Genomic DNA, 25488 nt, shown 5'->3' with positions numbered 1-25488 from the left:
TGGAAAGCTTAAATGCAACTAGCAGAGAGGCACATCATTAAATCTACAGAGCATCGTTTCGCCCAAATTGATGAATTAGCTTTTAAATCCAAGAATCTCTACAATGCCGCCAACTACGTCATTCGTCAGAGCTTCACTTATGGATGGGGTTACATCAACTACAACGAGATAAACCGTTTGATGAAATCTCATCAAACATACAAGGCTTTGCCCGCCAAGGTTAGTCAACAAATCTTGATGGTATTGGACAAGAATTGGAAATCGTTTTTTGAAGCAGTCAAAGCTTACAAATTTGATTCCTCTACATTCAATGGTCGTCCCAAGCTACCGAAATATAAGGATAAGACCAAGGGTCGTAATATTCTTATCTATACGATTCAGGCGATTAGCAGCAAGCAATTGAAGAAAGGAATTATCAAGCTGTCGGGTACGAAAATCTTGATAAAGACCAAAGTAAATCCCGCTCAAATTTGCCAAGTTAGACTGGTTCCCAAATGCGATTCTTATGTAATTGAGGTAATTTATGATGAACCGGAGTCCACCGTCAGCGACGACAAATTCGTAGCTAGTATAGATTTAGGACTGAATAATTTAGTGGCGTTAACTTCAAATCAGCCGGGTTTTGTCCCTCTCCTGATTAACGGGCGACCGTTAAAATCGATTAACCAGTTCTACAACAAGCGCAAAGCCGAGTTGCAATCTCAGTTAAAAAGAGTTCGTAAAACTTCACCCCGTATTCAACGCTTAACTCGCTGTCGCCACCAAAAAATCGATAATTACTTACATCATACCAGTCGGTTAATAGTCGATATTTTGGTTGCCCAGCAAGTTGGAGCGCTAGTAATTGGCAATAATGCACAATGGAAAAATGAGATTAACTTAGGCAAGCAAACCAATCAAAACTTTGTCAGTATTCCTCACGCTCGATTAATTGAGATGTTGGAATACAAAGCTCGATTGGTTGGAATCAAGGTAATTGTGCAAGAAGAATCTTACACATCTAAGTCAAGTTTCTTGAATCTAGATCCGATTCCTGTGTACGGGTATACTGGCGCTGATGATGTCGCATTTAGCGGTAAGCGAATCAAGAGAGGTTTGTACAAGACAGCAGTGGGTCAATTAATTAACTCTGATGTCAACGGGTCTTACAATATCCTCAGAAAAGCAATCCCAAATGCTTTCAGCGATGGGATAGAGAGCTGCGTAGTTCGAGCCTTGCGCGGGTTAATCCGCTCAAAGTAAAAGTGAAAGGGGAGGGGCTTAGCGCCTCCCATGTCATGCAATAAATGACTATACTTTTACCAGCTATTATCGTTCTTTAGTAGAAGCATTCCGCAAAGCTGAGTTAACGCCTATAGTTGAAGAATTAGACCGCACAGTTTTAGAATTGGAACAGTTTTCTGAACCTTGAAGACTGAAGGTAAACATCACTAATTATCAATTACCAATTACAGTCACAAAATGGCAAATGTTCGCTTAGAAAATATTACCCGACGCTACCAAAACGTCACCGCGATCGAAAACATCAGCTTCAAAATCCCGGACGGGGAATTTTGGGTATTAGTCGGGCCCTCCGGCTGCGGGAAATCGACAATTATGCGGACAATTGCAGGTTTAGAAACCGCCACTTCCGGTAATCTTTACATCGGAGATAATTTAGTTAACAACATTCCGGCGAGACAGCGGGATGTAGCAATGGTGTTTCAAAATTACGCGCTTTATCCGCACATGACTGTCGCAGAAAACTTGGCATTTGGATTGCGGATGCGGAATGTTGACCCGACTAAAATTCAAGAACGAGTCGAAACAGTAGCCCGATCGCTCTCGATCGACCACCTCCTCAAGCGCAAGCCCAAACAGCTATCAGGTGGACAGCAGCAGCGGGTAGCACTCGGAAGGGCGATCGCCCGCGAACCGAAAGTATTCCTTTTAGATGAACCGCTTTCTAACCTCGATGCTCAACTGCGAGATGACACTAGAGCAGAGCTCAAACAACTGCATCAACGGCTGGGAATTACCACAATTTACGTCACCCACGACCAAGTGGAAGCGATGACTTTAGCTGATAAGATTGTAGTCTTAAATGGGGGAAAAATTCAACAAATTGGAGAACCGCAAAGCATTTATGCGAAACCAGCTAACCGCATGGTTGCCACATTTTTAGGCAATCCCGCCATGAACATTTTGCCGGCCATTTATACTAACGAATCCTTTCAAATAGGAGAGCAAGCTTTAGCCTGTCCGCCCTCGATTCAGAAAAAATTGCAGGCGAGAGAAGGACAAGGATTTGATTTGGGCATCCGTCCAGAAAATATAGAAATATTGACGCCAAAAACAGTAGAAAATGATGATTTGAAAACCGATGTTTGGGCTTTAGAAAAAGTCCCCCTTGATGTAGAGGTAAAAGTAGTGGAACCTCTGGGGCGAGAAACTTTAATTCGGGCGAGTTTGCCTTTGCTAAGCGCTGAAACTACTGTACAGTTACAAATACCTGCGAGTGTTCGCTTGCGATCGGGCGATCGGCTGACGGTACAGCTTGACTTCGAGCGACTATTTATATTTGACCCTTCCACCGGTGAAGCGCTTTATCCTTAACGGGCTTGAACAGGACTTACGCACGGGTAATCAGCCACCGCAATACGCTTGGGTTAACACTGTTAATTCCGGGCGATATCCCCCTAAATCCCCCTGATTGTTGGGGGACTTTGAACAACTTCTTGTCCCCCCCTTCGTAGGGGCGGTGCCAAGAGTGCCCGCCCTCTTGGCTAGGGGGGATCAGTCTTATCTGAACCGTATTGAATCAGCCACCGGGGTTTTTTTAGTCGCAGTGCCTAAGTCCTCTTCAATCTAAAATCTAAAATCTAAAATCTAAAATAGACTGAGCCTTCCTGTGGGAAAGTCTCGATTCGTAGTTACAAAAATTTACAGTTGACATTTATCAATTTCCGAAGTAATGATACGATTAGTATTGGCACAACGGCAAAACGTCCCCCCACCAAGCTGATCTTTCCTGAATCGGGGCGATCGCGACGCACAACGCCAGCATCTTCCCGGTAAGAAGCGGCTTTACGCCCCGACTTGGGAGCAACTAGCGAACCAAAAACTCAGAAAAACGTTCTATTCTAGCGGCATTTTTAGATGAATCCCGACAACCTGCCTCAAATGCTGCAAACAGGATTTCACCTAACTTTAGGTGCAACTTCCTTTTTAATTGAGACATTGCAAGATCCTCTGAAGCGAGAAGAAAATCTTGACAAACTGAAGTCAGATTTTGGCCAGCTAGCCGATGATCTGCTGGAAAAAGGAGAAATGACCGAGCGAGAAGCCCGGAATTTTGTAGATACTATTTTTTCTCAACCGGGCGATCGGGAGAATGCAGACAGTGAATCTGTCTCGCCCAAGCAATCAGATGCAGCGACTGATGCTCCTCCCGAGTCGGTTGTACAGCCTAACGTAAAGCTAGAGATTCAAGAATTAACTGCACAGATGGCAGCGCTAAGGGCAGAGTTGGAAAATTTGCGCGCCGAAAATTCCCAGTATTAAAGAATCAAGAGTCTTTAACACAGCCGGAGTTTACTTGCCAACTTAATTTAACAGAACAAAACTTTAGTCATTGTCCCATTTTTCAGAACCGATCAGGTCGGCGATGCGATCGCGCAGCAAGAAGTCGCATTTTTCTAATTCGCACTCTACACAAGCCCATTCCCGGGGCGGGATGAATTGGCACAGCGTGTAGATAGGCTGTTGGCGGCTGAGTACGCCCTCGTGGACGAGGTGACGCGCTTCATCTTGGATCACATCTAAAGAGTATTGGATTTGGGGAATAGTGGAGTGAATCATAATGCGCCCTCAATGTTTTACTAAAAAATTTTATGGCCCTGGTAATAATATAGTCCAAACTTACGAATATGGAAGTTAAATTTTGTCCGTATACAGCTATACAATTCACTGTCGCAAATAAAAATAAATTATACGAATTATCACTAAGTGATGAGATCTGTCTTAGGATGTGGAGAAGCAGCACATTTTTCCCACAAGCAGGCGGATCTGCTGGAAAGCTGTATTCAGAACTTAGGAACCGCCGTCCAATTCCCGGTTTCTGGATACTTCGCCACCAAAGGCAGAATTTCTCGCGAGAAACCGGGTTGATGAATTTAACTCCTAACGCAGCAAGCAACAAAGGAAAGATTCAGAAGTGCGGCAACTCAAGCCTTACCAGTGGCGTCAATGCCGAATAGCACTTCTAGAACGAGAGATTGCGCTGCCGGCATCTGCCCAAAACAAAATACATAAGGAATACTCGGAGGCAAGTGTGGCAAAAATTGCTCTAAAACGTAGGGACTGCCGTAAATTAACACAGCTTGCAGTTCTCCCGTTTTTAATAATTTCTTAAACCAATCTTGAGCTGCTTGGGTCAAACCAGCACTGCCTCGGAAGCAATTGCCGCGAATGAAAATTTGCAGGAGTGTCGGATAAAAATGCTCTGCACCTGTATTATCAGCGATCGCCCCTGTGCGATCGTCAATCAGTTGCAATTCGTAACCAAACTGTTCGGGAAGGGCGATCGCCGGAGTGTGGTTGCCCAAAAACTCGCACCCCAAAACATCATCTACAACAATCAAATTCCGCAAAACCTGGTTTTCTGCTGGTTTTGCAACCTGCAAAGGTAGATTGCCGCCAAATTTCAAAGAATCTCGCAAAATATCGGCAGCAGTTGCCCTGGCATCAGGAGTTGCCAGCAAACTTAAGTCGATCGACTCGATCGATTCTAAATTCTTGCTCCCCCCCTTAGCAAGGGGGGGTTGGGGCAGGGCTGTTTCATTCTCGGTAGGGGCCGTGCCCCCGTGCCGGCCCTCTTGGTCTGATCTGCCGATCGAATCCTCTAGGTCGGGGGTAGGCACGGGGGCACTACCCCTACAAAATTCATGTTTTTGGTGAGAATGAAACAGCCCTGGGGGTTGGGGGGGGTCAGAAATCGGCAAACCCACCTTTATTTTCGCTTTCCAAATTCGCTTGACAGATTCCTTGATTTGTGATAGGCAAATCCGCCCTTGAGTGACAGCTTCGGAGACAGCCAGAATCGCCCCTTCCGGGTCAAGCGGCATCAGCAAAACATCAGCACCAGCCTCAGCAGCCAAAACAGCAGCTTCATTAGCGCCGTACTTATTGGCGATCGCACCCATCACCAAAGCATCCGTCACAATCAAACCTTCAAATCCCAACTCTTCTCGCAGCTTCCCGATCAAAATTTTGCGAGAAAGAGTAGCAGGAAACTCGGCATCCCAAGCCGGAATCAGCAAGTGAGCACTCATCACAGCATCGACCCCAGCAGCCATCGCCTCAACAAAAGGAGGCAACTCAACCAGGGCTAATCTCGCTGGCGAATGTGGCAAAACCGGCAATTCCAAGTGAGAATCAACCGCCGTGTCGCCGTGACCGGGAAAATGCTTAGCTGTAGTCAAAAGCGGGTGTTGGCCTGCGCCGCGAATAAAAGCAGCGGCTAATTTCCCGACAATTTCCGGTGTCTCGCCAAAAGCGCGGACGTTAATCACAGGATTGTCGGGATTGTTGTTAACATCAACCACTGGTGCGAGAATCCAATTTAGACCGATCGCCCTAGCTTCGATCGCAGTGACAGCGCCCATTTGTTCAGCATATCGATCGGCTTTACCTGCATCGTGCCGCGCCACTTCGGCAATCGCCATCGGCGGCCCGAACCAAGTTGCCCCCGCGAACCGCTGGCCGACACCTTCCTCAATATCCGCCGCCAGCAACAGCGGAAACTTAGCCCAAGACTGCAATTGGTGCGATCGAAGTGCCAACTCCGCAGCACTTCCCCCCACCAAAATCACCCCACCGACGCCCAAATTTTCCAGATAATAGCGGAGTTTGCTAGCAGTTGGTTCCCATTCCCGATAGCGAATTTGGTGGTCGAACAAGCAGCCAGAAGCGCGCACCACGAACATCTGGGCCACCAGTTCGGGCAAGGAAAGATTGTCAATCATTCGATTTTAGATTTTAGATTTTAGATTTTAGATTTGGGCATCGGGCATCGGGCATTGGGCATTGGGAATCGGGCATTGGGCATTGGGAATTTTCCCTATCTCCTTCTCTTCCCCTCTTCCTTCTTCCCTCTTCCTTCTTCCTTCTCGCTTCAATCGGGAATTTCATCGTCGGCGAATTCTTCCTCCCCATCTAGAAGATCCGGTTTGCGATCGGCAGAAAGCTGATTCAGCAGTATCAACATTTTATCGCCGCGTTCCAGGGAACGGTCTTCGAGAAATACTACTTCCGGTGTCCGGCGCAGTTGCACCCGTTGGCCTAACTGGTTGCGGACATAGCTAGTTGCCGATTTCAAACCTTCCATAGTCTCGGCCTTTGCCTCATCAGTACCGTAAATGCTGACAAAGATTTTTGTATGCTGAAGGTCTCCCGAAACAATTACATCGGTAACGCTAACCATACCGGCACCTACCCGATCGTCCTTAATGCCGTTGAGCAACATCAGGCTGACTTCCCGCTTAATCATTGAAGCTACGCGCTCAATGCGACGACTTGTAGCCATAACAACTATCCCCTACTTTTAGATCGGCCGTTTTCATCCCAATAGACAATTGTAGCGCGATCGGTCAGGGGTGTTACGGGCGATCGTCCAAGTTAGGGGTGAGATACAGCTTAGAGGAAAAAAATGTTTGATTGCCTATAGGTGAATATATAGCTAATATAGAGAGGTAGAGTGAGATACAGCTTAGAGGAAAAAAATGTTTGATTGGATTGTCAAAACAGTAGCCGATGCTTCAGGGGTAACTAACCAGCTAAAGATAGCTGAATGGGCAAGATTGAACAGGACTAACCCTTTCGATATGGGAGCCAAAAACTACCAACGATGTGTTTATGACTTAGGGTTAGGGGGAAAATATTATGAACTTGAATATAACGAAGATGGCAGCCTAAAATATCAATAATTTGGCCGATTATTCCCTTAATTACGCTTCATACTTCTCCATTTTATTATCATCCCTCATCAATCCATCAAACAGAAACATTTATTGTTAAAATTCATTGATGAGCGTGTTTTTTAGGGAATAGAATTCATGGAAAAAGAATTTACAATCGGTCAAAAAGTCCGAGTTGTGGCTATGCCACCTTACGTCAAAACTGCCGAACCGATGCCGATGCTGCGGCCTGCGAATTTAATTGCGATCGGCGCTGAAGGCGTTGTGATCGATCGCCGTCCCGGCAATTATTGGGGAATTCGCTTTGAAAAAGGTGCTTTTCTCTTAGACAGTCAGTACATTGAAGCAGCGGAAACTACTGTAGAAGGTAATGGGTAATGGAAAAGGGGGAATGGGGAAAATTAATCTGATAGAGCAATCCTCGCATCATTTGTGAATTTCTTACGGACTCCCAGGGGGTTCGGGGAGGGTTGGGATGGGGAGCATCTCAATGAAAGCAGCCTCCGCTAGAAATTGGAGTTTTGAGGCAGGAGTTTTGAGGCAGGAGGCAGAAGGAAAGAGGAAGAAGGAAAGAGGAAGAAGGAAAGAGGAAGGAGGAAGGAGCCAGAAGAAGGAAGGAGCCAGAAGAAGTATTTTTACAAATATGAGATGCTTCCGTTGGGATGGGGTAAACAAATCACGAGTCCTGCAAGGATTGGTCTATAAAATGCGTTAGTATCAGAATTATTCATCTCTCTCTTCTCTTCCTCTGCGCCCTCTGCGGTCTCTGCGGTTAAATCATTCCGATCCCTTTTTCTTGTTCCCTCAACATCCCTCCCTTAAATCCGTTAAATCCCATTGCTTGCTGGTTGCCCAAGGTCCCTCTTCAAGAAACCAGCTTAGCCTCAAAAGCCAAAGAATTAACAGGAAACTCCCCCAATAATTCCTCTAAAATCGGAGATGTGAAGTTACAAGGTTGAGGCTTGCCCAAATGATAACCTTGAGCGTAATCTACCCCAAGTTCATTTAGTTTATCCATAATTTTTTGATTTTCAACATACTCGGCAATAGTTTTAATTCCCATGACGTGAGCGATTTTGGTAATAGCTTCCACCATTGCAACATCAATAGGATTATCGACAATATTCTTAATAAAATTGCCGTCTATTTTGAGATAATCAACCGGCAAGCTTTTCAGGTAAGCAAAGGAAGACATCCCACTGCCGAAGTCGTCCAAGGCAAACTGGCAGCCTAGTTCCTTGAGTTTCCAAATCAAGCTGGCTGCCTTGCTGAGATTACCGATCGCCACGGTTTCGGTAATTTCAAAACAAATTATTTGCGGCGGTATTTGATGGATGGAAAACTGTTCTTGAATAAACTCGATAAACTTTTCTTCGTTGAGGCTGTCCCCAGAAAGGTTGATTGAATAAATGGTGGGATATTTGCCAAATAAGGATTGCGGATTAGACAAAAGAGAGCAAGCAGGGAAGGTAACTATTTTATCGCTGCCTACTCCAGGGTCTTGGACTAATAAATTGGCCGTGAAAATTTTAGATAAATTGCTAAATAAAGTACGAATTACCCAGCGGTCGATCGCGTGCATCAAGTTGTAGCGTTCTGCCGCCGGAATAAACGCCATCGGCGACACCAACTCACCAGTTTCCAACCGGAGGCGCAGGAGGATTTCGCAGTGGGTTCCGGTGGTTGGAGAATTGAGCAAAGGTACGATCGGCTGAGAGTACAAGCAAAAGCGATTCTCTTCTAATGCTTGATTAATTTGCACCACCCACTCGGTTTCGCCGTGCTGTTTGATTAATTCTCGATCGCCTGCTTGATAAACCTGTACCCGGTTGCGACCTTTATTTTTAGCAGCGTAGCAGGCCATATCGGCCGCGCTCAAAATCGCAGATGTCGAGACTGTTTTGGGATTGATTGCTACCAAACCGATACTGACGCCGATCGAAAAAGTTTTGTCCTGCCACGCAAAGCGGAATCCCTGAATGCTTCGCAGCAGCGTTTCAGCAATATTCAATCCTCGTTCGACGGGACGATGATACAGGAGTACGGCAAATTCATCGCCGCCGAGACGCGCCAAAATATCGGTTTTGTGGATATTGCTTTTAAATAGCTGGCTGACTTGGCGCAGCAGTTCGTCCCCAGCAGCATGACCGGAGGTGTCGTTAACTATTTTGAAGCGATCGAGATCCAGGTAAAGCATGACGTGTTCTTGCCCGTAACCTTGAGCGCCGTGTAGGGCGTGCTCTAGCTGGTACTCAAATTCCCGGCGGTTGACTAATTGCGTCAGGGGGTCATGAGTTGCCTGCCAAGTGAGTTGCCGCGCTTGAGTTCGCACTTGGGTGACATCTCGGAACACAACGACGGCCCCGACAATTTCGCCGCTGCTAGCGTGGATGGGGGCGACGCAGTGGTCGATCGCAAATTCGGTGTTGTTGTGGGCAATCAGCAAATTGTTGCGCCCTTGGTCAACAATCCGACCTTCGGACAAAGCAATTTCGGCGATATTTTCGATCGGCAGCCTGGTAGTTTCGTCAACTATTCTCAGCACGCTGGCGAGGGGCAAACCTTTAGCTTCCAATGTAGACCAACCCGTAAGTGTTTCGGCAACGGGATTCAGGGTGGAAATGCAGCCGTCGGCGTCAGTAGCGATTACGGCATCGCCGATCGATTGTAGAGTAACATGAGCGAGTTCTTTTTCTTCAAAAAATGCTTGTTCCATGCGCTTGCGATCGCTAATATCCCGCTGCACCGACACCCAGTGGGTCACGTTCCCGGAGGTGTCGGCAATGGGTACGCTGTTGAGTTCCACCCAATAAGTTGAACCGTCTTTGCGGTAGTTGATCAATTCTAGGCGTAGGGGTTCTCGGCGAGAGAAAGCACGGCGAATTTTATCGACTTGGGTGGGGTCGCTTTCGGGGCCGCGCAAGCAACTGGGGGTTTGTCCGATGATTTCTTCGGGTAGGTAGCCCGTCATTTGGGTAAAAGCTTCGTTGGCATAGATGATGGTGGGGTCGGAGATATCGCTGTCTCCGGCATCCATAATCACGATTGCGTCGTTAGCGTTCACTACAGCAGATTCTAAAAGGTGGAGTCTGGCCTCGGCCCTAACGCGGGTAGCAATTTCGCTTTCTAATCTGGCGTTAGTCAGGCTAAGGGATGCGATCGCTTTTTCCAATTCCCTAGTCCTTTCTGCCACTGAATCGTGCAGAATATCTATCGCCCCGGACATTTCCATCGGGTCAAGTACGCGCAGTATGTTGGTTTGAGTAACTATTCCCAGGAGTTCTCCCTGTTCCCCCGTTACTACCAACCTGCGGACTAAGCGCTGGTGCATTTCCTGATGAGCTACCCACAGCGAGTCTTCTTGCTTGAGACTAAATAAGGGGGTACTCATCACAGTTTGGGCGATCGTTTGCGACAAATCTATATCTAAAGCTTGAAATTCGACAATATCTCGTTCTGTGACTATACCTACTGGAATTGGGAACGGTAAATCCATCGATAATTCTGTTGATTCTGTAATTACTACGCAGCTAACGCGGTGCTGGGCCATCAACTCAGCTAAACTCCTAACTGACGCGGAGCGAGGTGCTTGAATGACTTGTGCGGTCATTACTTCTTTCACGCGGCGCATTTTTAAGATATTTGCCGGTTTCAGCATAGCTTGGCGAATGCTTTCCGGCGTAATTACTCCTAAGAGTTGACCTTCACTATCCAATATTGGCAAGTGCTTAATTCTTCGTTGCCCCAGGAGAATTATGGCGCTGAAAATGTCTTGAGTCTCGGATTTTGTCAGAGTTGCTGCCGGCTGCCTCATCACTTCTGCGATGGTGACACCTTTTAAGTTTTTGCCCGAAGCAATCAAATCGACAAGATCCCTTTCGGTGAAGATTCCTTGCAATTGAGAATGTGGAGCAGAGGGCGAGGATAATTTTAAGAGTGATTTTTCCACGACAAAGACGCAGATACCTGTCGCGTCTCTGCACGAGCTTGATGTGGGGGGATTTGCGATTTCTGTTAGTTGCTGATAGATATCGGTTGGTGGAATGGCTGCGTTTAGAGAGCAACTTGGGCGCCGTTGGCCCATCAGGGTAATTACTTCTGCTAGTGGGGTATCGGGCGCAACTGTCAAGGGGTAGCGGTCTATTACTTGAGCTAAGGTTGGCAGATACTTGGAGGAATCGTTTTTGAGCATATTTAATTGAGTTTTGCGATCGCGTTGATTCTGCGACATTCCAAAAAGGTGCTGATTTCCAAGCACTAGGTGGATTTTTACGGCGCTGCTGAGACCTAATTAAAATTTATTGTTAAAAATGCAGCCGAGCTTGGGCCGGGGATCGGGCCTGTGACTGCTTTTCCTCTACCTATAAAGTTATAAGCTTATCTTTATTTTAAATTAAATTTTCTGTCTCGTGACACTTTTATTAAAAACCAGGTATTTTTTGTCAACTTTTTGCGATAAGATCGCAGCTAAAATCATCCATAGCATTGCGAATCATCTCCATCTTCAGAAAGACGCATCGGTTGGCTATCCGGGTTAACCTAGAAAAGGTTACTACAAAAAGGCACTGAATTAAGTTCGGCAGTGTTAAGTTTTGCGAAATTATGTTTTGCAAGCTGGTCGAGACCATGTATGCGTTGTTGAGGGCAATCGATATCACAGCCAATGTGTGAATTAGATCGCAACTTGCGAAAACAACCGTGGTAAGATTGTAGATATCAAGACAAGAACTTGAATACAGAGTCTGTGAGGAAAAGGGATTATGAAACGCAATCTATTAGCCGCTACTTTTTTAATTACTCCCCTACTGTTGGCAGGCCCGGCTCGCGCTGAAAATCCCGCTCACGTCCAACAGTTATTGTCAACCGGGCAATGTTTTCAGTGCGACTTGTCAGGAGCAGATTTAACGGGAGCTCATTTAATTGGTGCTGATTTGAGAGAAGCAAATTTACGAGGCGCCAACCTATCTAGTGCCAACCTCGAAGGCGCAGACTTGACGGGTGCTAACTTGACGGGTGCTAATTTAACCCAAGTTTTCCTGACTAATGCCAGTTTAAATGACGCAGACCTCGATCGGGCAAATCTAACCGCCGCCATCATTAACACCGCTGACGTATCCGGCGCATCAATGGAAGATATGACCATCACTGAGGCCAAAATCTACAATACCCAAATCGGCGTCGGCGGCAGCTACGACCAGTAAACTCCTTAAAAGAATGGATAACGCCAATTTTCAGTTTAAAAACCCGGTTTCTACCCAGAAACCGGGTTTTTAGTCTTTTTGTAGGCTGCCCCGGACCCTCACATTTTCTCTCGTATTTCAAGCGAACAATCTGACCACGAATTTCAAAGGTGGTACCCGCCACGTGATTTATCCGTGGAATCAATCCAAAATCAAAAATCGAAAATCAGAAGAGCCCCCCGCATTTATCTCGCGCAAGTCAATCTAAAATCTAAAATCTAAAATCTAAAATCGATTGACGCACCCTACCATTACCACTAAAAACCCAAATCAACCGCTATTCGGTGCGCGCAAGCAAACCCAGAAAACGCCACCGCATTTAAACCCTGTCCGGGAAACGTACTGTCACCCACACAATACAAACCAGGCATAGAAGTTCGATTAAACGGCATTCCCAGCAAACCCATTAGCTTCTGTCGCGGAATCGGCCCGTAAGTTCCGTCTTCGCGCCCCAAAAAGCGACGGTGAGAACGCGCTGTCCCCACTTCCATATAATCCAAACCGGCATCTAAACCGGGAAAAATCTTTTCTAATCTTTCAATAATTCTCCCTGCGGCCTCTTCCTTTTTATCCTCATATTCCTGCGGTGAAAGTCCTTCCCACTCTTCCATCCAACTCGAAGTAAAAGCGTGAACGATGTGATATCCTGCAGGAGCTAAATCCGGGTCGAGCACCGTCGGAATGGACACCAAAACAGTTCCCTCCGCCGCTTCCATTTTGTCCCAATCTTCTAACAAAATGTGGTGACAGGCACTACCCGCAGGGATTACGCTTGCTTCCACTCCCAAATGCAAACTCAAGAAACTGGGGGCTTTTTGATAGCGCTGCTGCCATTTCTTTTCGCTAGCGGGCATCTCTTCTGCGGGCAGCAATTTCTCAAAAGTATCCCACCGCGTGGCGTTAGAAACTATGCGCTTGGCGCGGTAAACTTCGCCGGTTGCTAGCTCGACTCCGACAGCGCGGCCGTTTTCTGTTATAATTTTTTTCGCCTTAGCTTTGTATTGAATTTTTCCGCCGCATTTTTCTAATCCTTCGACTAATTTTTGGGCGATTTGACCGACTCCGCCTTTGGGATAATTGATGCCACCGTAATGTCTGTCGGAAAATACCATTCCGGCATTAATCATCGGCGTCAAGTCTGCGGGTACTACAGACCAGTAGTAGCATTCCATGTCGATAAATTTCAGCAAAGTAGGGTCTTTTATGTAGCGCCGCGCAATGTCGCCAGTATTTTGAGGCAGATATTTTACTAATCCCAAACAGGCTAAAGGATTCTGAAAAAAGACTCGGACGAGATATCCGGGTTCTTCTAGGGATAGCAATTCCATCCCGTTGAGGCAGTTGAAGACGCTCCAGCATTCGCCGTAAAATTTGTGGATTCCTTCGCGTTCGTGAGGGAACCTGTCAGTTAATTCTTGCAAGTATTTGTCATAAGCTTGGGGAACTTCAAGTTCCAAGCCGCTGGGTAAGTGATAGTGAAGCTGTACGGGGTCGGGAATGGTTTCTAAGGTGACGTTGACTGCTTTCAGGGCGCGGGTGAGGAGGTTGGTGGTGCCACGCTGTCCGAAACCAAATATCATGGAGGCGCCGACATCGAATCTGTAGCCTTCTCGATCGAAATATCCAGCACTACCCCCCGGAATTGTATAGCTTTCGAGCACTAAAACTTTGGCTTTCTTAGCGACTAGCTGGGTGGCAGTCACGAGTCCGCCAATGCCGGAACCGATGACAATCACATCAAACTCTTGCTCTGTAGGGCGGGAGTTGGGAGAAAATAACTGGGATTGGGTAGGAGCTGACATTCGGTTAAAAATCTTAATATTTCTATGATTTTACAGTCGATCGCTCCAGAAGCAAGAAGTTCGGCAACGGATTATGTAGCGGATGTAACGGATGTCAAGAAGACTGAAGTTCGGCAATGCCCGATGCCCTGTTTGGCCGATGCCCTGTTTGGCCGATGCCCTGTTTGGCCGATGCCCAACGCTCAATGCCCCTGCTTCCCAAAAAAATGCGGGAACAGTCTACCATTGCCGACTGCCCCCGTCTGCCGATCCTTTGAGAGGAGAACACTAAAAATTACTATAGCCTTGTTGCTAATTAATGTCAATACTATTGGAAAAATATTTCAATAAGCTGATGGAGGTCGATCGGCGAATGGGTTCTAACTCAATCTCTGGCTTGTATGCGCCCTCAAGGATGTGATAAGTTGCACAGAGCGATCGATCGCCGGTTGGCGAAGCCCTCGAAGAAGATCGATCGCACCGCATAAAATCCCTCAAACCTAGCAATCTCCCCAATTTCCTAATGTCCCTGCAACTGCGCGTTTACGTTCCTCCGCATCCATTAATTAAACACTGGCTGGCTGTTGCCCGCGACGCCGCCACCCCCTCGGTACTTTTTCGTTCTGCGATGACAGAATTGGGAAGGTGGCTGGCTTACGAGGCGATTCGAGAATGGCTGCCGACAGTGGAAACCACAGTGCAGACGCCTTTGGCGGAATGTCCGGCGACTTTTATCAACCCGGAAGCTCCGTTAGTTGTGGTACCGATTTTGCGGGCGGGTTTGGCACTGCTTGAAGGAATTCAGACGGTTGTACCGCTGGCGTCGGTTTACCACCTCGGCATGGCAAGAAATGAGGAGACGCTACAACCAACTTGTTATTTGAACAAATTGCCGGCGCAGTTTAACCCGGAAACGCGGGTGATAATTAGCGAGCCGATGCTGGCGACTGGCGGGACGATTATAGCGACTATGCAGGAATTGACTGCACGGGGAATTGATCCGAGCTTGATTCGGATTATCTCTGTGGTGGCTGCTCCTCCGGCTTTGAAGAGGCTGAGTACAGAGTACCCAAGTTTGACTATTTATACGGCCACGATCGACGAAATAGTCAACGAACAGGGCTTTATTGTACCTGGTTTGGGAGATGCGGGCGATCGAACTTACGGCACATGAACCAGTCAGTCAATCAATTTTAGATTTTAGATTTTAGATTTTAGATTGACTCGACAGATAAATCTGGGGGCTGGTAGGCGTCAGTCAATCAATTTTAGATTTTAGATTTTAGATTTTAGATTTTAGATTGACTCGACAGATAAATCTGGGGGCTTGTATCCCTTTTTGGGTGCGGTGAGTGGTTCCAGGAATCAGTGGCTGAAATCTCCGGGGAAAAAGATGACCGAAAGCATCTAGGATACCCGCCACGTGATTCATCCCTGGAGAAATAAAAAACCTGTATCCGATAAAACTTGCCGAACGTATTTATCTCGCGCAAGTCAATGCTTCAATTCTTTAATCTAAAATCTAAAATCTAAAATCTAAAATCGATTGACCCTGGTTTGGTAAAAGCAGGCACAGAGAAAGTTAGAATCAAAAGTACAATTCAAAAATAAATAGCGTTTAGCACTCATTGCCCGTGAAACTTGATTCTGTTCCGCCAAGCTTGTCTGCTTCTGACTCAGTAAACCTCAATTATGATTTGCCACAACAGGTACAACTACAAATAAAAGAGGTTACTGAGATTTGTGCTGCTTTAACCCCGGAGCCCGCTGAACTCTCAGTGACTGTAAATCCCGATATTTGTCAGGAACAAAAGAAACTGAAGCCAAAGCACTGGGCTATTTTTGCTTCGACTTTTGCAACTATTTTTTTAGCTGAAATTGGAGACAAAACTCAGCTCGCGATTTTGCTGATGACGGCTGAATCTCGAAATCCTTGGATCGTGTTTGCGGGTGCGGGTTCGGCTTTGATAGCAACCAGTTTGCTGGGGGTGTTGCTGGGAAGGTGGCTGGCTAGTCGGATTGCTCCGAGAACTTTGGAGAGAGCAGCCGGAGTGATTTTACTGGCGATTTCGGCGGTTCTGCTGTGGGAAGTGCTGGGTTAACTGTCTGCCTTGTTGGTAAGTGCTAGATTTCTACAATACCTAACTAAAAACTAAAAAAACATGGACTGGCAACTTTTGGGCATCAGTTTTATTACAGTGTTTTTGTCAGAATTGGGAGACAAAAGTCAATTAGCTGCGATCGCCCTGGGCAGTAGTTGTAACTCGCCGCGGGCTGTATTTTTCGGTACGGCGTCGGCGCTGCTGCTGGCGAGTTTAATCGGCGTGGGTATTGGCTTGGGCACGGCAGAGGTGTTGCCGGAACGACTGGTAAAGGGGCTAGCGGCGATCGGATTTGCAGTGATGGGCTTGCGCTTGCTGTGGCCAAAAGCAGATTTACCGGAAGCCTCCGAGTAGGGCGGGCAGTCAGTCGATTTTAGATTTTAGATTTTAGATTTTAGATTTACTCTACAGATGAATCTGGGAGTTTGAACAAGAGTCTAAAATTTTGCTCTCTCCACAACAGGAGTCGTTCGCAAGTATCCGTTTTTGGGCTGGTGAGAAAACTTGCAAATATAGTTATCTCAAATTTGTTAGCATCGGAATTATTCATAGGATTGCGAATTAAATAATTTACACTCTTGAAAGTGGGGAGTAGGGGTTGGGCACTCTTAGCCCGCCCTTTCTGGACGGGCGGGACGCCCATCCCACAAGAACCCTCACGCATTGTAAGTTATTTAATTATCATTCCATATCTCTCTTCTCGACCTCTGCGTGAATCAGCGTCAATCCATTGTCATCTGCAGTGAAGAAATTTTCTTTTTTTAACCGCAGATGAGGGCAGATAAACACAGATTAACGGAGATGAATTCTATTAATTCCGGTTGCACCGTTAGTGATTTTTGACTGTTGACTGGATTTTACAATTCCGATGCTAACAGATTTGATATTATTGGATAAATGTTTGATTGATAGGGAAACCGCAGATACAACGCAGGTGCATTTCAAGCCTAGTTTACGATCGCGTTAAAATTTAAAAAATTAGCGGGGGGCGTGAATTCACGCCCCCCGCCGCTGGTGGTTGAGTTTTTTTTCTCAACTCAACCTCTTAGCCTTCTGTCGATTAAACTTGGTTTTGGTAGCACCAGCCCAGCAGTGTACCGGCGACAGCCAACTTCAGCGCTTCCAATGCAAAATAGCCTTGGTGCAGTAGATTCATGCCGGCGGGTACTTCTGCTGCGGAATCGAACAGATTTAGGTGCATTCCCAAGGCGCTCATTTGTGGTGTCAGGGCGTAGGTGTCAATCAGGGCGATCGCCAGAAGTACCAATGATAATAAGATTGCTGTGCGGCTGCGCTTGCCGAAGTCACCGACTAAATTGCTCAAAACCATCAAACCCGTTGCCACCACGCCGGAACAGATTAACTCCACGCGGTTGAATCCCCAGAACATTAAATTCCCGGCCGTTGCAAACTCGGGAGATGTCGTCATGCCAGATACGTAGAGACTGGGCATAATTACTAGATCCAAAATCAGGCTAACGCTGAGCCAGAAAATTAGGGCAACCATGACAATTGCTTGCCAGCGCGGTTTGATTGATTCCACTCTTGATGTTGTAATAGCTGTCATATAATTAGACCCTCTAAAATTTTCTTCTGCCTTTTCTAGAGTTTAACTAACTTTTTCCTAAAAGCGTGTTAAGTATTTTTAAATTAATGGTAACTTTTGTGTAACTAACTGAGAAGAATTGTTAAGCTTGCGGGTGTTCGTCTTCGATGGCTTTTTTTCGGATCGCTTCGCTAACGCCAACGGGCGAGCCAACAGCAACAGTTTAAAATTTATGGCGATCGTCAAAAATCTCTTGATAATTACTCATTGGAGGGAGAGACTCCAGAAATTTCATGTGTTATTATTACAGTTGAATTGAAAAATATTAAAAATGTTAGCAAATGATTGAAATGAACACAATCATGGAATTGAGTCGGGCAATAGCCAATAAATTCAAACCGCAAAAAATAATTTTGTTCGGCTCTTACGCCTATGGAAATCCCACAGAAGATTCGGACGTTGATATGTTGGTAGTTTTATCTTCGGATGGTAATAATCTTCGTAAAACTTGGGAAATATTAAATCAAACTCAGCCAAACTTTGCTGTAGATTTGTTAGTGCGAACTCCTTCGGAAATTGAACAACGTCTAGCTTGGAATGATTTATTTTTGCGGGAAATCATCGAGAAAGGAAAGGTGATTTATGAATCCGCTCACACTTGAATGGGTTGATAAAGCTGAGGGCGATTTTACTACAGCTTTGCGGGAATTGCGAGCGCGAAAATCTCCGAATTATGATGCGGCGTGTTGTCACGCTCAACAGTGTGCCGAGAAATATCTAAAAGCGCGTTTGCAGGAAGCAGTAATTGCTTTCAGCAGAACGCATAATTTGACTGTTTGGTTAGATTTGCTGTTGCCCGTTGAGCCTGGGTGGGATAAGCTTCGCACAAAACTTTTAGCGTTAACTGCTTTCTCCGTTGCCTATCGCTATCCGGGGGCTTCGGCTGATAAAGATACAGCGCGCGAAGCATTAAATTTTTGTCGCGAAGTTCGCGAACAAGTAAGGTTAAGTTTGGGTTTGACTCCATAATACCAAATCCTGCTTTAATACCTGCTTAATTCTTGAGTCCGCGAAGGCGGACTTCGTTTGTGTAGAGGCGGTTTCAACCGCCGACTGTTCATTAGTTTAGACGCGGTTTCAACCGCCGACTATTATAAATAATATATGCCTAAATTTCAATTATCCTCTTGGTTGCCCCGTCTCCCCCCTCAAGTCTGGATTCTTGCCGCTGGCAGATTCCTCTCCCAAAGCGGCACCGGTTTTACTTTATTTTACGCGCCGATATTTTTTGTCGATCGCGTGGGTTTATCTGCTACTGCTGTTGGGATTGGTTTGGGTAGCGGTTCAGTTTCGGGAATATTCGGCAGAATTTTGGGCGGTTCTTTTTGCGATTCCAAATTTTGGGGAAGGCGCCGAACTTTATTGCTGGCGACAATAATAGCGGCGGCGGCTTCTTTTGTACTGGCGGCGACTAATGATTTCGCTGGCTTAATTGCGGGCAATTTACTGATGGGTTTGGGTGTGGGTTTGTATTGGCCTCCAACGGAGACGATGGTGGCGGATTTAACTGAGGGCGAACAGCGACAGGAGGCTTTTGCTTTGACGCGGCTGGCTGATAATTTGGGTTTGCAAGTTGGGATTATTTTGGGCGGTTTGTTGATTGCAGTAACGGGGAATTATCGATCGCTCTTTATTATTGATGGTATCTCGTTTTTAGTGCTGTTTGCAGTAGTTGCGATCGCGATCGCCGAAACCTACAAACCAGTTAATTCAGCGGATAGAGGCAAAAAAAATCGGGAAAATGGCTGGATGGTGGCGCTGAGCGATCGCAGTCTTCTAGTTTATGCTTTAGTAAATACCCTGTTCACATTATATATTTCCCAAATCCAAACCACAATGCCGCTGTACTTTAGCAAGTTTGTCGCTGTGGGGACGAGAACAGGCTTTTCAACAGGTACAATTACCGTTTTGTTTGCTTTTAGCACGTTTTTAACTGTGGCTTTGCAACTGCCGGTTGTTAAAGCTTTGAGGCCGTTTTCCCATCCAAAAGCTTTGATGATTTCTGCGCTGCTGTGGGGAATGGGATTTATCGCGATCGGCTTGACGGGAATGGCTGCCACTGGCAATCTATTTTTAGCTGTTTTAGGCTTGAGCTTTTTGTCGGTGGCGACTGTTGCTTATACGCCTTTTGCTTCTGCTTTGGTGGTGGACTTAGCGCCGGAGTCTTTGCGGGGCGTGTATTTGGCGGTTAGTTCTCAGTGTTGGGCGATCGGCTATTTAATCGGGCCGCCGCTGGGCGGTTTGGCTTTGGATAGAGGTAAATGGGCGGCGGATAATTTTTGGTTGGGTTTGGCTTTGAGTGTGGGTGCGGCTATTTTTATTTTGCAAAAGCTCGATCGAATGTTAAAAAAATAGTTGCCTAAATACCTGTTATGTAATAATATATTATTCTTTTTTTACTGAGGCTCGATCGAATGTTAAAAAAATAGTTGCCTAAATACTTGTTTTGTGATATATAATTCTACTTTTTTTTATAAAAGATATAATAATTATTAATTAAAAACTTTGTGGTTGTGGATGCCAAATAGATTTATAATTCTCGAAACGTAAGAGCAATTTTACAATATATTTTTTGAGGAGTTGTAATGAAACCACATCTACTATTTAGTGCTGGCGGAATAGGTTTATTGTATCTACTTGTCGGTTCTCTACCATTGGCAGCGATGCCTCTCGTCCCTGAGAAACAGACATTAGGTACTGAAGGATTGAAAGAATTAGAGACAGAAATCAGCCTGAATACAAGTAGTGTTGACAATCCGGTCAAAATTCCGGGAATAGATGAAATAAAACCCGCCGATGCGGTGGAAGTTGAAAACAGGGGCGATCGCCCAGTCTCAACAGCCAACGAACTCGCGAATATCCCCGAAGACAGCGCTAAAGGCGATCGATCGCAAACAGCAGCATCGATCGCAGAAAATCCGCAGGAAAACTCCTTAAATTTAGCTGAAAAACCAGCAAACCCAGAACCAGAAACACTTACAGCAGAAACATCTGCTATTCCTGCCCAAAACCCAGCCGCACCAGCTATTGCCCAAACAGGCATATCTGCGCCAGTACCAACAGAAACTTCTACTTCCGAAAAGTTAGCTGAAATCGAAAACAGCAGTTCCTTAGAACCCGCAGCAACCAACAGCGAAACTTCAGAATCCAGCGAACTACAACAAGTAACATCTGTATCTCAACTCTCCGACGTGCGCCCGACGGACTGGGCCTTTCAAGCCCTGCAATCTCTAGTAGAAAGATACGGCTGCATAGCGGGATATCCTGACGGCACATTCCGAGGCAATCGGGCAATGACTCGCTACGAATTTGCCGCCGGTTTAAACGCTTGCTTGGATAAAGTTACTGAGCTAATTAAATCAGGTACAACCAACTTAGCAACCAAGGAAGACTTAAGCAAACTGCAAAGATTGCAAGAAGAATTTGCAGCAGAATTAGCCACTTTGCGCGGCCGAGTCGATGCTTTGGAAGCCCGTACCTCCGAACTAGAAGCCAATCAATTTTCGACAACAACTAAACTCAGCGGCGAAGCGATTTTTAGCGTTGCCGACACTACCAAAAACAATCGCAGGGAGACTGAAACAGTCTTAAACTACCGACTGCGATTGAATCTGCTGACCAGTTTTACAGGCAAAGATACGCTGATAACTGGCTTGCAAGCTTACAACATTCGCAGCTTCGGGCCTAATCTAGGTTTGTCAACAGGGGCATTTAGCGGTTTGTCCGACAGTCAAGCAAAACTGAGTTTTGAACCGCAATTTCCCGGAATTAACCCTCAGACTCTATCTAGCATAGACGCCAATGCTGTTGAACTTTACAAGCTGCTTTACGTCTTTCCAGTTTCTAACAGCATCACTTTATTTGCCGGCCCGAAAGCCGAAACTTCCGACGCTTTTCAAGCAATTACTCCATTTGCGGGAGAAGGGCAAGAATCTATTTCTAGGTTTGGAGGTTACAACCCTGTAGTGCGCGTATCCGGCGGCACTTCAGGCAGTGGCTTGGCATCGGCAGGTGGGTTTATTTGGAACGTTTCCAAAAAAGTAAATCTCACTGCGTTGTACGGCAGTGTAAATGCTGCTTTGCCCAACGATTTAGGCTTTCCAGCTACTCCGTTGGGGGCGGGTTTATTTAATGGTAGTACCGTTGCTGCGGCGCAGTTAACTATTAAACCAACCAGCAGTATTGACATTGGTTTGAATTACGCTTACAGCCGCCACCAATTGAATATTCTTGCCACAGGATTGTCTGATGCAGATTTGGGTTCAATTTTGGGAAGAGATAGAGAACCTGTTAGCGGTGGCGTGAGGATGAATTCGTTTGGCGGTACTGCAACTTGGCGGCTTTCTCCGAAAATTGCTGTTTCTACCTATGGAGGTTGGATAATTGCTGATGCTGAAAGAAGCAATGCTTCTACAACTTTCAACAGTTGGATGGTAGGTTTCCATTTCCGAGATTTGTTCGCACAGGGCAATAATGCAGGTATTCTGTTTGGACAGCCTTTGGATCGCGATTCAGTAAGTGGCGGTGCTCGTTTTCAGGCAAATAAGGCAACTCCTTATCATTTGGAAGCTTATTATCGTTTCAAAGTTAACGACAATATCAGCATTACACCGGGTGCTTTTGTGCTGTTCAATCCTGAAGGAACTAAGGATAATGACACAGTAGGAGTGGGAGTCCTCCGCACAACTTTTACTTTCTAGAGTCGGAAAAATATAGCCTCTGCATGGGGCGGGGCGGGTTTATTTCTCTTGTCTGTGAGTGGCAAATATTGTTGGTGAACCCGCCCTTACCTAGAGAAGTTTGAGAAAATATGAGGTACAAGTAGAGATTGGGGGATTGAGGAAGTGTTAATTAATTCGTGAATAAGCTGTCACGCATTTAAATTGCATATTCAGGGCGGGCGAGACGCCCACCCCACAAGAATTAGAGTGTTTTTTGACATTCTATTTAAATGCACAACAGCTTACCTCATCTTTGTGAAAAAGGCTATACCAATTCCCTATTCCTAATTACCGATTATTTTCGTCGATCGCCCAATTTGCGGTACACTGCTCTCAAATCAACTTGATGGTGAGCCAAAGCAACCAAAGCGTGATAAAATAAATCCGCAACTTCCCCAGCAATCCCCTCTTTATCGTCATCTTTGCAAGCCATCACAACTTCCGCCGACTCTTCGCCAATTTTTTTGAGAATCTTGTTGTCGCCGCCCTCGAACAATTTGCAAGTATAAGAACTTTCGTTAGGATTGTCGCGCCGATCGCAAATTACCGCAAATAATTGAGATAACATATCCCCTGGCGGCGGTGAAATTTCCCCGTCAACTTGGTGAAAACAACTTCTTTCTCCGGTGTGACAAGCAATATCTCCGACTTGTTCGACTGTCACCAGCAAAGCATCGCTATCGCAGTCGTAACGCAGCCCTTTGACATTTTGAACGTGTCCCGAAGTCGCGCCTTTGGGCCACAATTCGGAACGAGAACGACTCCAGAACCAAGTTTGCCCGGTAGAGAGCGTTTTTTGCAGCGACTCCCGATTCATCCAGGCCATCATTAACACCGTACCGTCCAAATAATCTTGGACGATCGCAGGCACTAAACCGCGATCGTCGTAACGAATCTTTTCAATTGGGATCGATCGGCTCAAACTCGATAAATCAGTAGTAGACATAATTTTATTTCAACTTTGTAATATAGATTAACGCTTTCCTGTGGGAGATTGTTTTTTTTATTAACCGCAGAGAACGCAGAGGACGCAGAGGAAGAGAGAAGATTGAGCAAGGGATGGGTAAATTGTCAAGAACTATTTTACAAAAAATTACATTTTAGGGCGATTCCCTACGGGATAGCTTCGCTTCACGGGGCTAGTGCGACAAAGCCTAAAAAACCTAAGCTAGTATTGCTACTCATTGGTTTGTACCCTAAAATCTACTAGAATAGTTTCCTTGAATAGACATAACCTTTATGCTGAACTGGCTCTAAAATTATTCTACCAACAACAGACGTTCACTAAGGAGAAAACATTGGTTTCCACAACCTTGAAAACGACCAAATCAGAAGAAATTTTCGCTGCAGCCCAGAAGTTGATGCCCGGTGGCGTCAGTTCCCCCGTCCGCGCCTTCAAATCCGTAGGCGGACAGCCCATCGTCTTTGACAGGGTGAAAGGAGCCTACATTTGGGATGTTGACGAAAACCAATACATTGACTATGTAGGCACTTGGGGCCCAGCCATCTGTGGCCACGCCCACCCGGAAGTCATCAAAGCCCTCCACGAATCTTTAGAAAAAGGTACGAGTTTCGGCGCACCATCCCTGTTGGAAAACGTACTCGCCGAAATGGTCATCGATGCCGTTCCCAGCATTGAAATGGTGCGATTTGTCAACTCTGGTACCGAAGCCTGTATGGCCGTTTTGCGGCTGATGCGAGCTTTCACCGGACGCGATAAACTGATTAAATTTGAAGGCTGCTATCACGGGCACGCCGATATGTTTTTGGTAAAAGCCGGTTCCGGCGTCGCAACTCTGGGCCTTCCCGACTCTCCGGGCGTCCCGAAATCCACTACTGCCAATACCCTCAACGCTCCCTACAATGACTTAGAAGCAGTCAAAGCTTTATTTGCCGAAAATCCCGGCGAGATAGCAGGCGTAATTCTGGAACCAGTGGTGGGGAATGCCGGTTTTATTACCCCGGATGCAGGTTTTCTCGAAGGTTTGCGGGAAATTACTAAAGATAACGGTGCTTTGTTGGTTTTTGATGAAGTAATGACTGGTTTCCGCATCGCCTACGGCGGAGCTCAGGAAAGATTCGGTGTCACGCCGGATTTGACTACTTTGGGTAAAGTTATCGGTGGCGGTTTGCCGGTGGGTGCTTACGGGGGAAGGCGGGATATTATGGGGATGGTGGCTCCTGCTGGGCCGATGTATCAAGCGGGTACGCTTTCGGGAAATCCTTTGGCGATGACTGCTGGGATTAAGACTTTGGAATTGCTACAAAAACCCGGCACTTACGAACAGTTGGATAAGATTACTAAAAAACTGTCTGACGGATTGCTAAAAATTGCTAAGGAAGCGGGACACGCGGTTTGGGGCGGGCAAATTAGCGGGATGTTTGGCTTGTTTTTTGCGGCTGGCCCGGTTCACAATTATGAGGATGCGAAGAAGTCGGATTTGACGAAGTTCAGCCGCTTTCACCGGGGAATGTTGGAGCACGGGATTTATCTTGCTCCTTCGCAGTTTGAGGCGGGATTTACTTCTTTGGCTCATACTGACGAAGATATCGATCGAACTTTGGCTGCAGCGCGTGAAGTGATGGCAAGTATTTAACGTGTGTAGTTAAGGATGTTCGTCCTTAAAACTCAGGAATAAATCATTAAAGTCCTTGCTGTTTTTTTGGCAGTAAGGACTTTAATTGTTAAGTGTTACCCAATCCGCTTTAAAAATCTCTCGATCGTGGCTTACGCAGGGGGCGAGAAACCCGGTTTCTAGAAGATTTTGCGACGACTCACGATAAATATACGCAGAAACCGGGTTTCTGAGGTATTGTTTTTTTGGGATGACCTACTTAATGACGAATGAGTAATGACTGCTGACTCATTAGACTTGAATTGCATATAGCAATCCTCGCATCATTTGTGAATTTCTTACTCCCTCCCCTTGATAAGGGGAGGGTTGGGGTGGGGTAAAAAATTTACGACTCCTGCAAGGATTGCTATAGCCATCCTAAGTCATTTATGAATTTCTTACTCCCTCCCCTTGATAAGGGGAGGGTTGGGGTGGGGTAAAAAATTTACGACTCCTGCAAGGATTGC

General features: G+C 46.1%; 25 protein-coding genes and 1 pseudogene. 16 read left to right on the top strand and 10 right to left on the bottom strand.

Features of this window, described 5'->3' with window-relative positions:
* The first annotated feature begins 12 nt into the window (after positions 1-12).
* The 3 genes and pseudogenes from QUA16_RS03100 to QUA16_RS03090 all read left to right on the top strand — a co-directional run bounded on the left by QUA16_RS03100 (position 13) and on the right by QUA16_RS03090 (position 3543).
* Positions 13-1286, top strand: a pseudogene (locus tag QUA16_RS03100) (RNA-guided endonuclease InsQ/TnpB family protein).
* A gap of 175 nt (positions 1287-1461) precedes the next feature.
* On the top strand, positions 1462-2595 hold the full coding sequence (locus tag QUA16_RS03095) for an ABC transporter ATP-binding protein (protein WP_333101814.1): 1134 nt from the start codon (positions 1462-1464) through the stop codon (positions 2593-2595).
* A 543-nt stretch (positions 2596-3138) separates the two neighbouring features.
* Complete coding sequence (locus QUA16_RS03090) at positions 3139-3543, top strand: hypothetical protein (RefSeq protein WP_333101815.1); 405 nt, start codon at positions 3139-3141, stop codon at positions 3541-3543.
* Between the two features lie 63 nt (positions 3544-3606).
* Here QUA16_RS03090 and QUA16_RS03085 read toward each other — a convergent pair whose 3' ends face one another.
* Positions 3607-3840, bottom strand: a complete 234-nt coding sequence (locus QUA16_RS03085; RefSeq protein WP_333057778.1) for a DUF4327 family protein — start codon at positions 3838-3840, stop codon at positions 3607-3609.
* Positions 3841-3990: 150 nt separating this feature from the next.
* On the opposite strand from QUA16_RS03085, the gene QUA16_RS03080 reads away from it, so the two are divergent.
* Positions 3991-4149 (top strand): hypothetical protein, encoded by a 159-nt coding sequence (locus QUA16_RS03080; protein ID WP_333181012.1) that lies wholly within the window; start codon positions 3991-3993, stop codon positions 4147-4149.
* 56 nt (positions 4150-4205) lie between these two features.
* Here QUA16_RS03080 and QUA16_RS03075 read toward each other — a convergent pair whose 3' ends face one another.
* From QUA16_RS03075 to rbfA, 3 genes are read right to left on the bottom strand one after another with little or no spacing between them, the layout of a single operon-like run.
* Complete coding sequence (locus QUA16_RS03075) at positions 4206-6005, bottom strand: glycoside hydrolase family 3 N-terminal domain-containing protein (RefSeq protein WP_333101817.1); 1800 nt, start codon at positions 6003-6005, stop codon at positions 4206-4208.
* 27 nt (positions 6006-6032) lie between these two features.
* Positions 6033-6158 carry a hypothetical protein gene (locus QUA16_RS03070; RefSeq protein WP_333101818.1) on the bottom strand — a complete coding sequence of 42 codons (126 nt, stop codon included), beginning with the start codon at positions 6156-6158 and terminating at the stop codon, positions 6033-6035.
* Complete coding sequence (rbfA, locus tag QUA16_RS03065; RefSeq protein ID WP_333101819.1) at positions 6155-6565, bottom strand: 30S ribosome-binding factor RbfA; 411 nt, start codon at positions 6563-6565, stop codon at positions 6155-6157. The genes QUA16_RS03070 and rbfA overlap by 4 nt, the downstream gene beginning before the upstream one ends.
* 196 nt (positions 6566-6761) lie before the next feature.
* Here rbfA and QUA16_RS03060 point away from each other — a divergent pair, with 196 nt between their 5' ends.
* The 3 genes from QUA16_RS03060 to QUA16_RS03050 all read left to right on the top strand — a co-directional run bounded on the left by QUA16_RS03060 (position 6762) and on the right by QUA16_RS03050 (position 7671).
* On the top strand, positions 6762-6965 hold the full coding sequence (locus tag QUA16_RS03060) for a hypothetical protein (RefSeq protein ID WP_190732557.1): 204 nt from the start codon (positions 6762-6764) through the stop codon (positions 6963-6965).
* 129 nt (positions 6966-7094) lie between these two features.
* A complete protein-coding gene (sipA, locus tag QUA16_RS03055; RefSeq protein ID WP_333101820.1) occupies positions 7095-7334 on the top strand; it encodes a regulatory protein SipA in 240 nt (79 codons plus the stop codon).
* A 112-nt stretch (positions 7335-7446) separates the two neighbouring features.
* Positions 7447-7671: a hypothetical protein gene (locus QUA16_RS03050; protein WP_333101822.1), complete on the top strand. Its 225-nt coding sequence runs from the start codon at positions 7447-7449 to the stop codon at positions 7669-7671.
* Between the two features lie 150 nt (positions 7672-7821).
* Here the strand turns inward: QUA16_RS03050 and QUA16_RS03045 are convergent, their stop codons facing one another.
* Positions 7822-11187 (bottom strand): EAL domain-containing protein, encoded by a 3366-nt coding sequence (locus QUA16_RS03045; protein WP_333101823.1) that lies wholly within the window; start codon positions 11185-11187, stop codon positions 7822-7824.
* Positions 11188-11716: 529 nt separating this feature from the next.
* On the opposite strand from QUA16_RS03045, the gene QUA16_RS03040 reads away from it, so the two are divergent.
* The gene (locus QUA16_RS03040) at positions 11717-12157 is read left to right on the top strand and encodes a pentapeptide repeat-containing protein (RefSeq protein ID WP_333101824.1); all 441 of its coding nucleotides are present in this window, start codon (positions 11717-11719) and stop codon (positions 12155-12157) included.
* A gap of 296 nt (positions 12158-12453) precedes the next feature.
* Here the strand turns inward: QUA16_RS03040 and crtH are convergent, their stop codons facing one another.
* The 3 genes from crtH to QUA16_RS03025 form a co-directional block, all read right to left on the bottom strand.
* Positions 12454-13998: a carotenoid isomerase gene (crtH, locus tag QUA16_RS03035; RefSeq protein ID WP_333101826.1), complete on the bottom strand. Its 1545-nt coding sequence runs from the start codon at positions 13996-13998 to the stop codon at positions 12454-12456.
* A 94-nt stretch (positions 13999-14092) separates the two neighbouring features.
* On the bottom strand, positions 14093-14224 hold the full coding sequence (locus tag QUA16_RS03030) for a hypothetical protein (protein ID WP_333101827.1): 132 nt from the start codon (positions 14222-14224) through the stop codon (positions 14093-14095).
* A gap of 65 nt (positions 14225-14289) precedes the next feature.
* A complete protein-coding gene (locus QUA16_RS03025; RefSeq protein WP_333101829.1) occupies positions 14290-14493 on the bottom strand; it encodes a hypothetical protein in 204 nt (67 codons plus the stop codon).
* A gap of 7 nt (positions 14494-14500) precedes the next feature.
* Here QUA16_RS03025 and upp point away from each other — a divergent pair, with 7 nt between their 5' ends.
* The 3 genes from upp to QUA16_RS03010 all read left to right on the top strand — a co-directional run bounded on the left by upp (position 14501) and on the right by QUA16_RS03010 (position 16433).
* Positions 14501-15151 carry a uracil phosphoribosyltransferase gene (gene upp, locus QUA16_RS03020; protein ID WP_333101831.1) on the top strand — a complete coding sequence of 217 codons (651 nt, stop codon included), beginning with the start codon at positions 14501-14503 and terminating at the stop codon, positions 15149-15151.
* A 460-nt stretch (positions 15152-15611) separates the two neighbouring features.
* Positions 15612-16079 (top strand): TMEM165/GDT1 family protein, encoded by a 468-nt coding sequence (locus QUA16_RS03015; protein ID WP_333035444.1) that lies wholly within the window; start codon positions 15612-15614, stop codon positions 16077-16079.
* 60 nt (positions 16080-16139) lie between these two features.
* Positions 16140-16433, top strand: coding sequence for a TMEM165/GDT1 family protein (locus QUA16_RS03010; RefSeq protein WP_333101833.1), 294 nt, complete (start codon positions 16140-16142; stop codon positions 16431-16433).
* Positions 16434-17139: 706 nt separating this feature from the next.
* On the opposite strand, the gene QUA16_RS03005 is transcribed toward QUA16_RS03010, so the two are convergent.
* Entirely contained in the window at positions 17140-17646 is a 507-nt protein-coding gene (locus tag QUA16_RS03005; protein WP_333101834.1) for a hypothetical protein, read from the bottom strand.
* Positions 17647-17975: 329 nt separating this feature from the next.
* On the opposite strand from QUA16_RS03005, the gene QUA16_RS03000 reads away from it, so the two are divergent.
* The 4 genes from QUA16_RS03000 to QUA16_RS02985 all read left to right on the top strand — a co-directional run bounded on the left by QUA16_RS03000 (position 17976) and on the right by QUA16_RS02985 (position 22385).
* A complete protein-coding gene (locus QUA16_RS03000; protein WP_333101836.1) occupies positions 17976-18287 on the top strand; it encodes a nucleotidyltransferase domain-containing protein in 312 nt (103 codons plus the stop codon).
* Positions 18268-18654: a HEPN domain-containing protein gene (locus tag QUA16_RS02995; RefSeq protein ID WP_333101837.1), complete on the top strand. Its 387-nt coding sequence runs from the start codon at positions 18268-18270 to the stop codon at positions 18652-18654. The genes QUA16_RS03000 and QUA16_RS02995 overlap by 20 nt, the downstream gene beginning before the upstream one ends.
* A gap of 135 nt (positions 18655-18789) precedes the next feature.
* Entirely contained in the window at positions 18790-20040 is a 1251-nt protein-coding gene (locus tag QUA16_RS02990) for an MFS transporter (RefSeq protein ID WP_333101838.1), read from the top strand.
* A gap of 230 nt (positions 20041-20270) precedes the next feature.
* Positions 20271-22385, top strand: a complete 2115-nt coding sequence (locus tag QUA16_RS02985) for an iron uptake porin (protein WP_333101839.1) — start codon at positions 20271-20273, stop codon at positions 22383-22385.
* 316 nt (positions 22386-22701) lie between these two features.
* Here QUA16_RS02985 and hisIE read toward each other — a convergent pair whose 3' ends face one another.
* On the bottom strand, positions 22702-23352 hold the full coding sequence (hisIE, locus tag QUA16_RS02980; RefSeq protein ID WP_333101841.1) for a bifunctional phosphoribosyl-AMP cyclohydrolase/phosphoribosyl-ATP diphosphatase HisIE: 651 nt from the start codon (positions 23350-23352) through the stop codon (positions 22702-22704).
* Between the two features lie 352 nt (positions 23353-23704).
* Between hisIE and hemL the strand changes: the two genes are divergently transcribed.
* Positions 23705-25003: a glutamate-1-semialdehyde 2,1-aminomutase gene (gene hemL, locus QUA16_RS02975; protein ID WP_333059735.1), complete on the top strand. Its 1299-nt coding sequence runs from the start codon at positions 23705-23707 to the stop codon at positions 25001-25003.
* Positions 25004-25488 lie beyond the last annotated feature (485 nt).

It is taken from the genome of Microcoleus sp. S13_C3 (assembly GCF_036700905.1).
Classification (GTDB): Bacteria; Cyanobacteriota; Cyanobacteriia; order Cyanobacteriales; family Microcoleaceae; genus Microcoleus.
The sequence above is the reverse complement of the archived record's forward strand: the minus strand, read 5'-3'. Positions and strand labels throughout refer to the sequence as shown.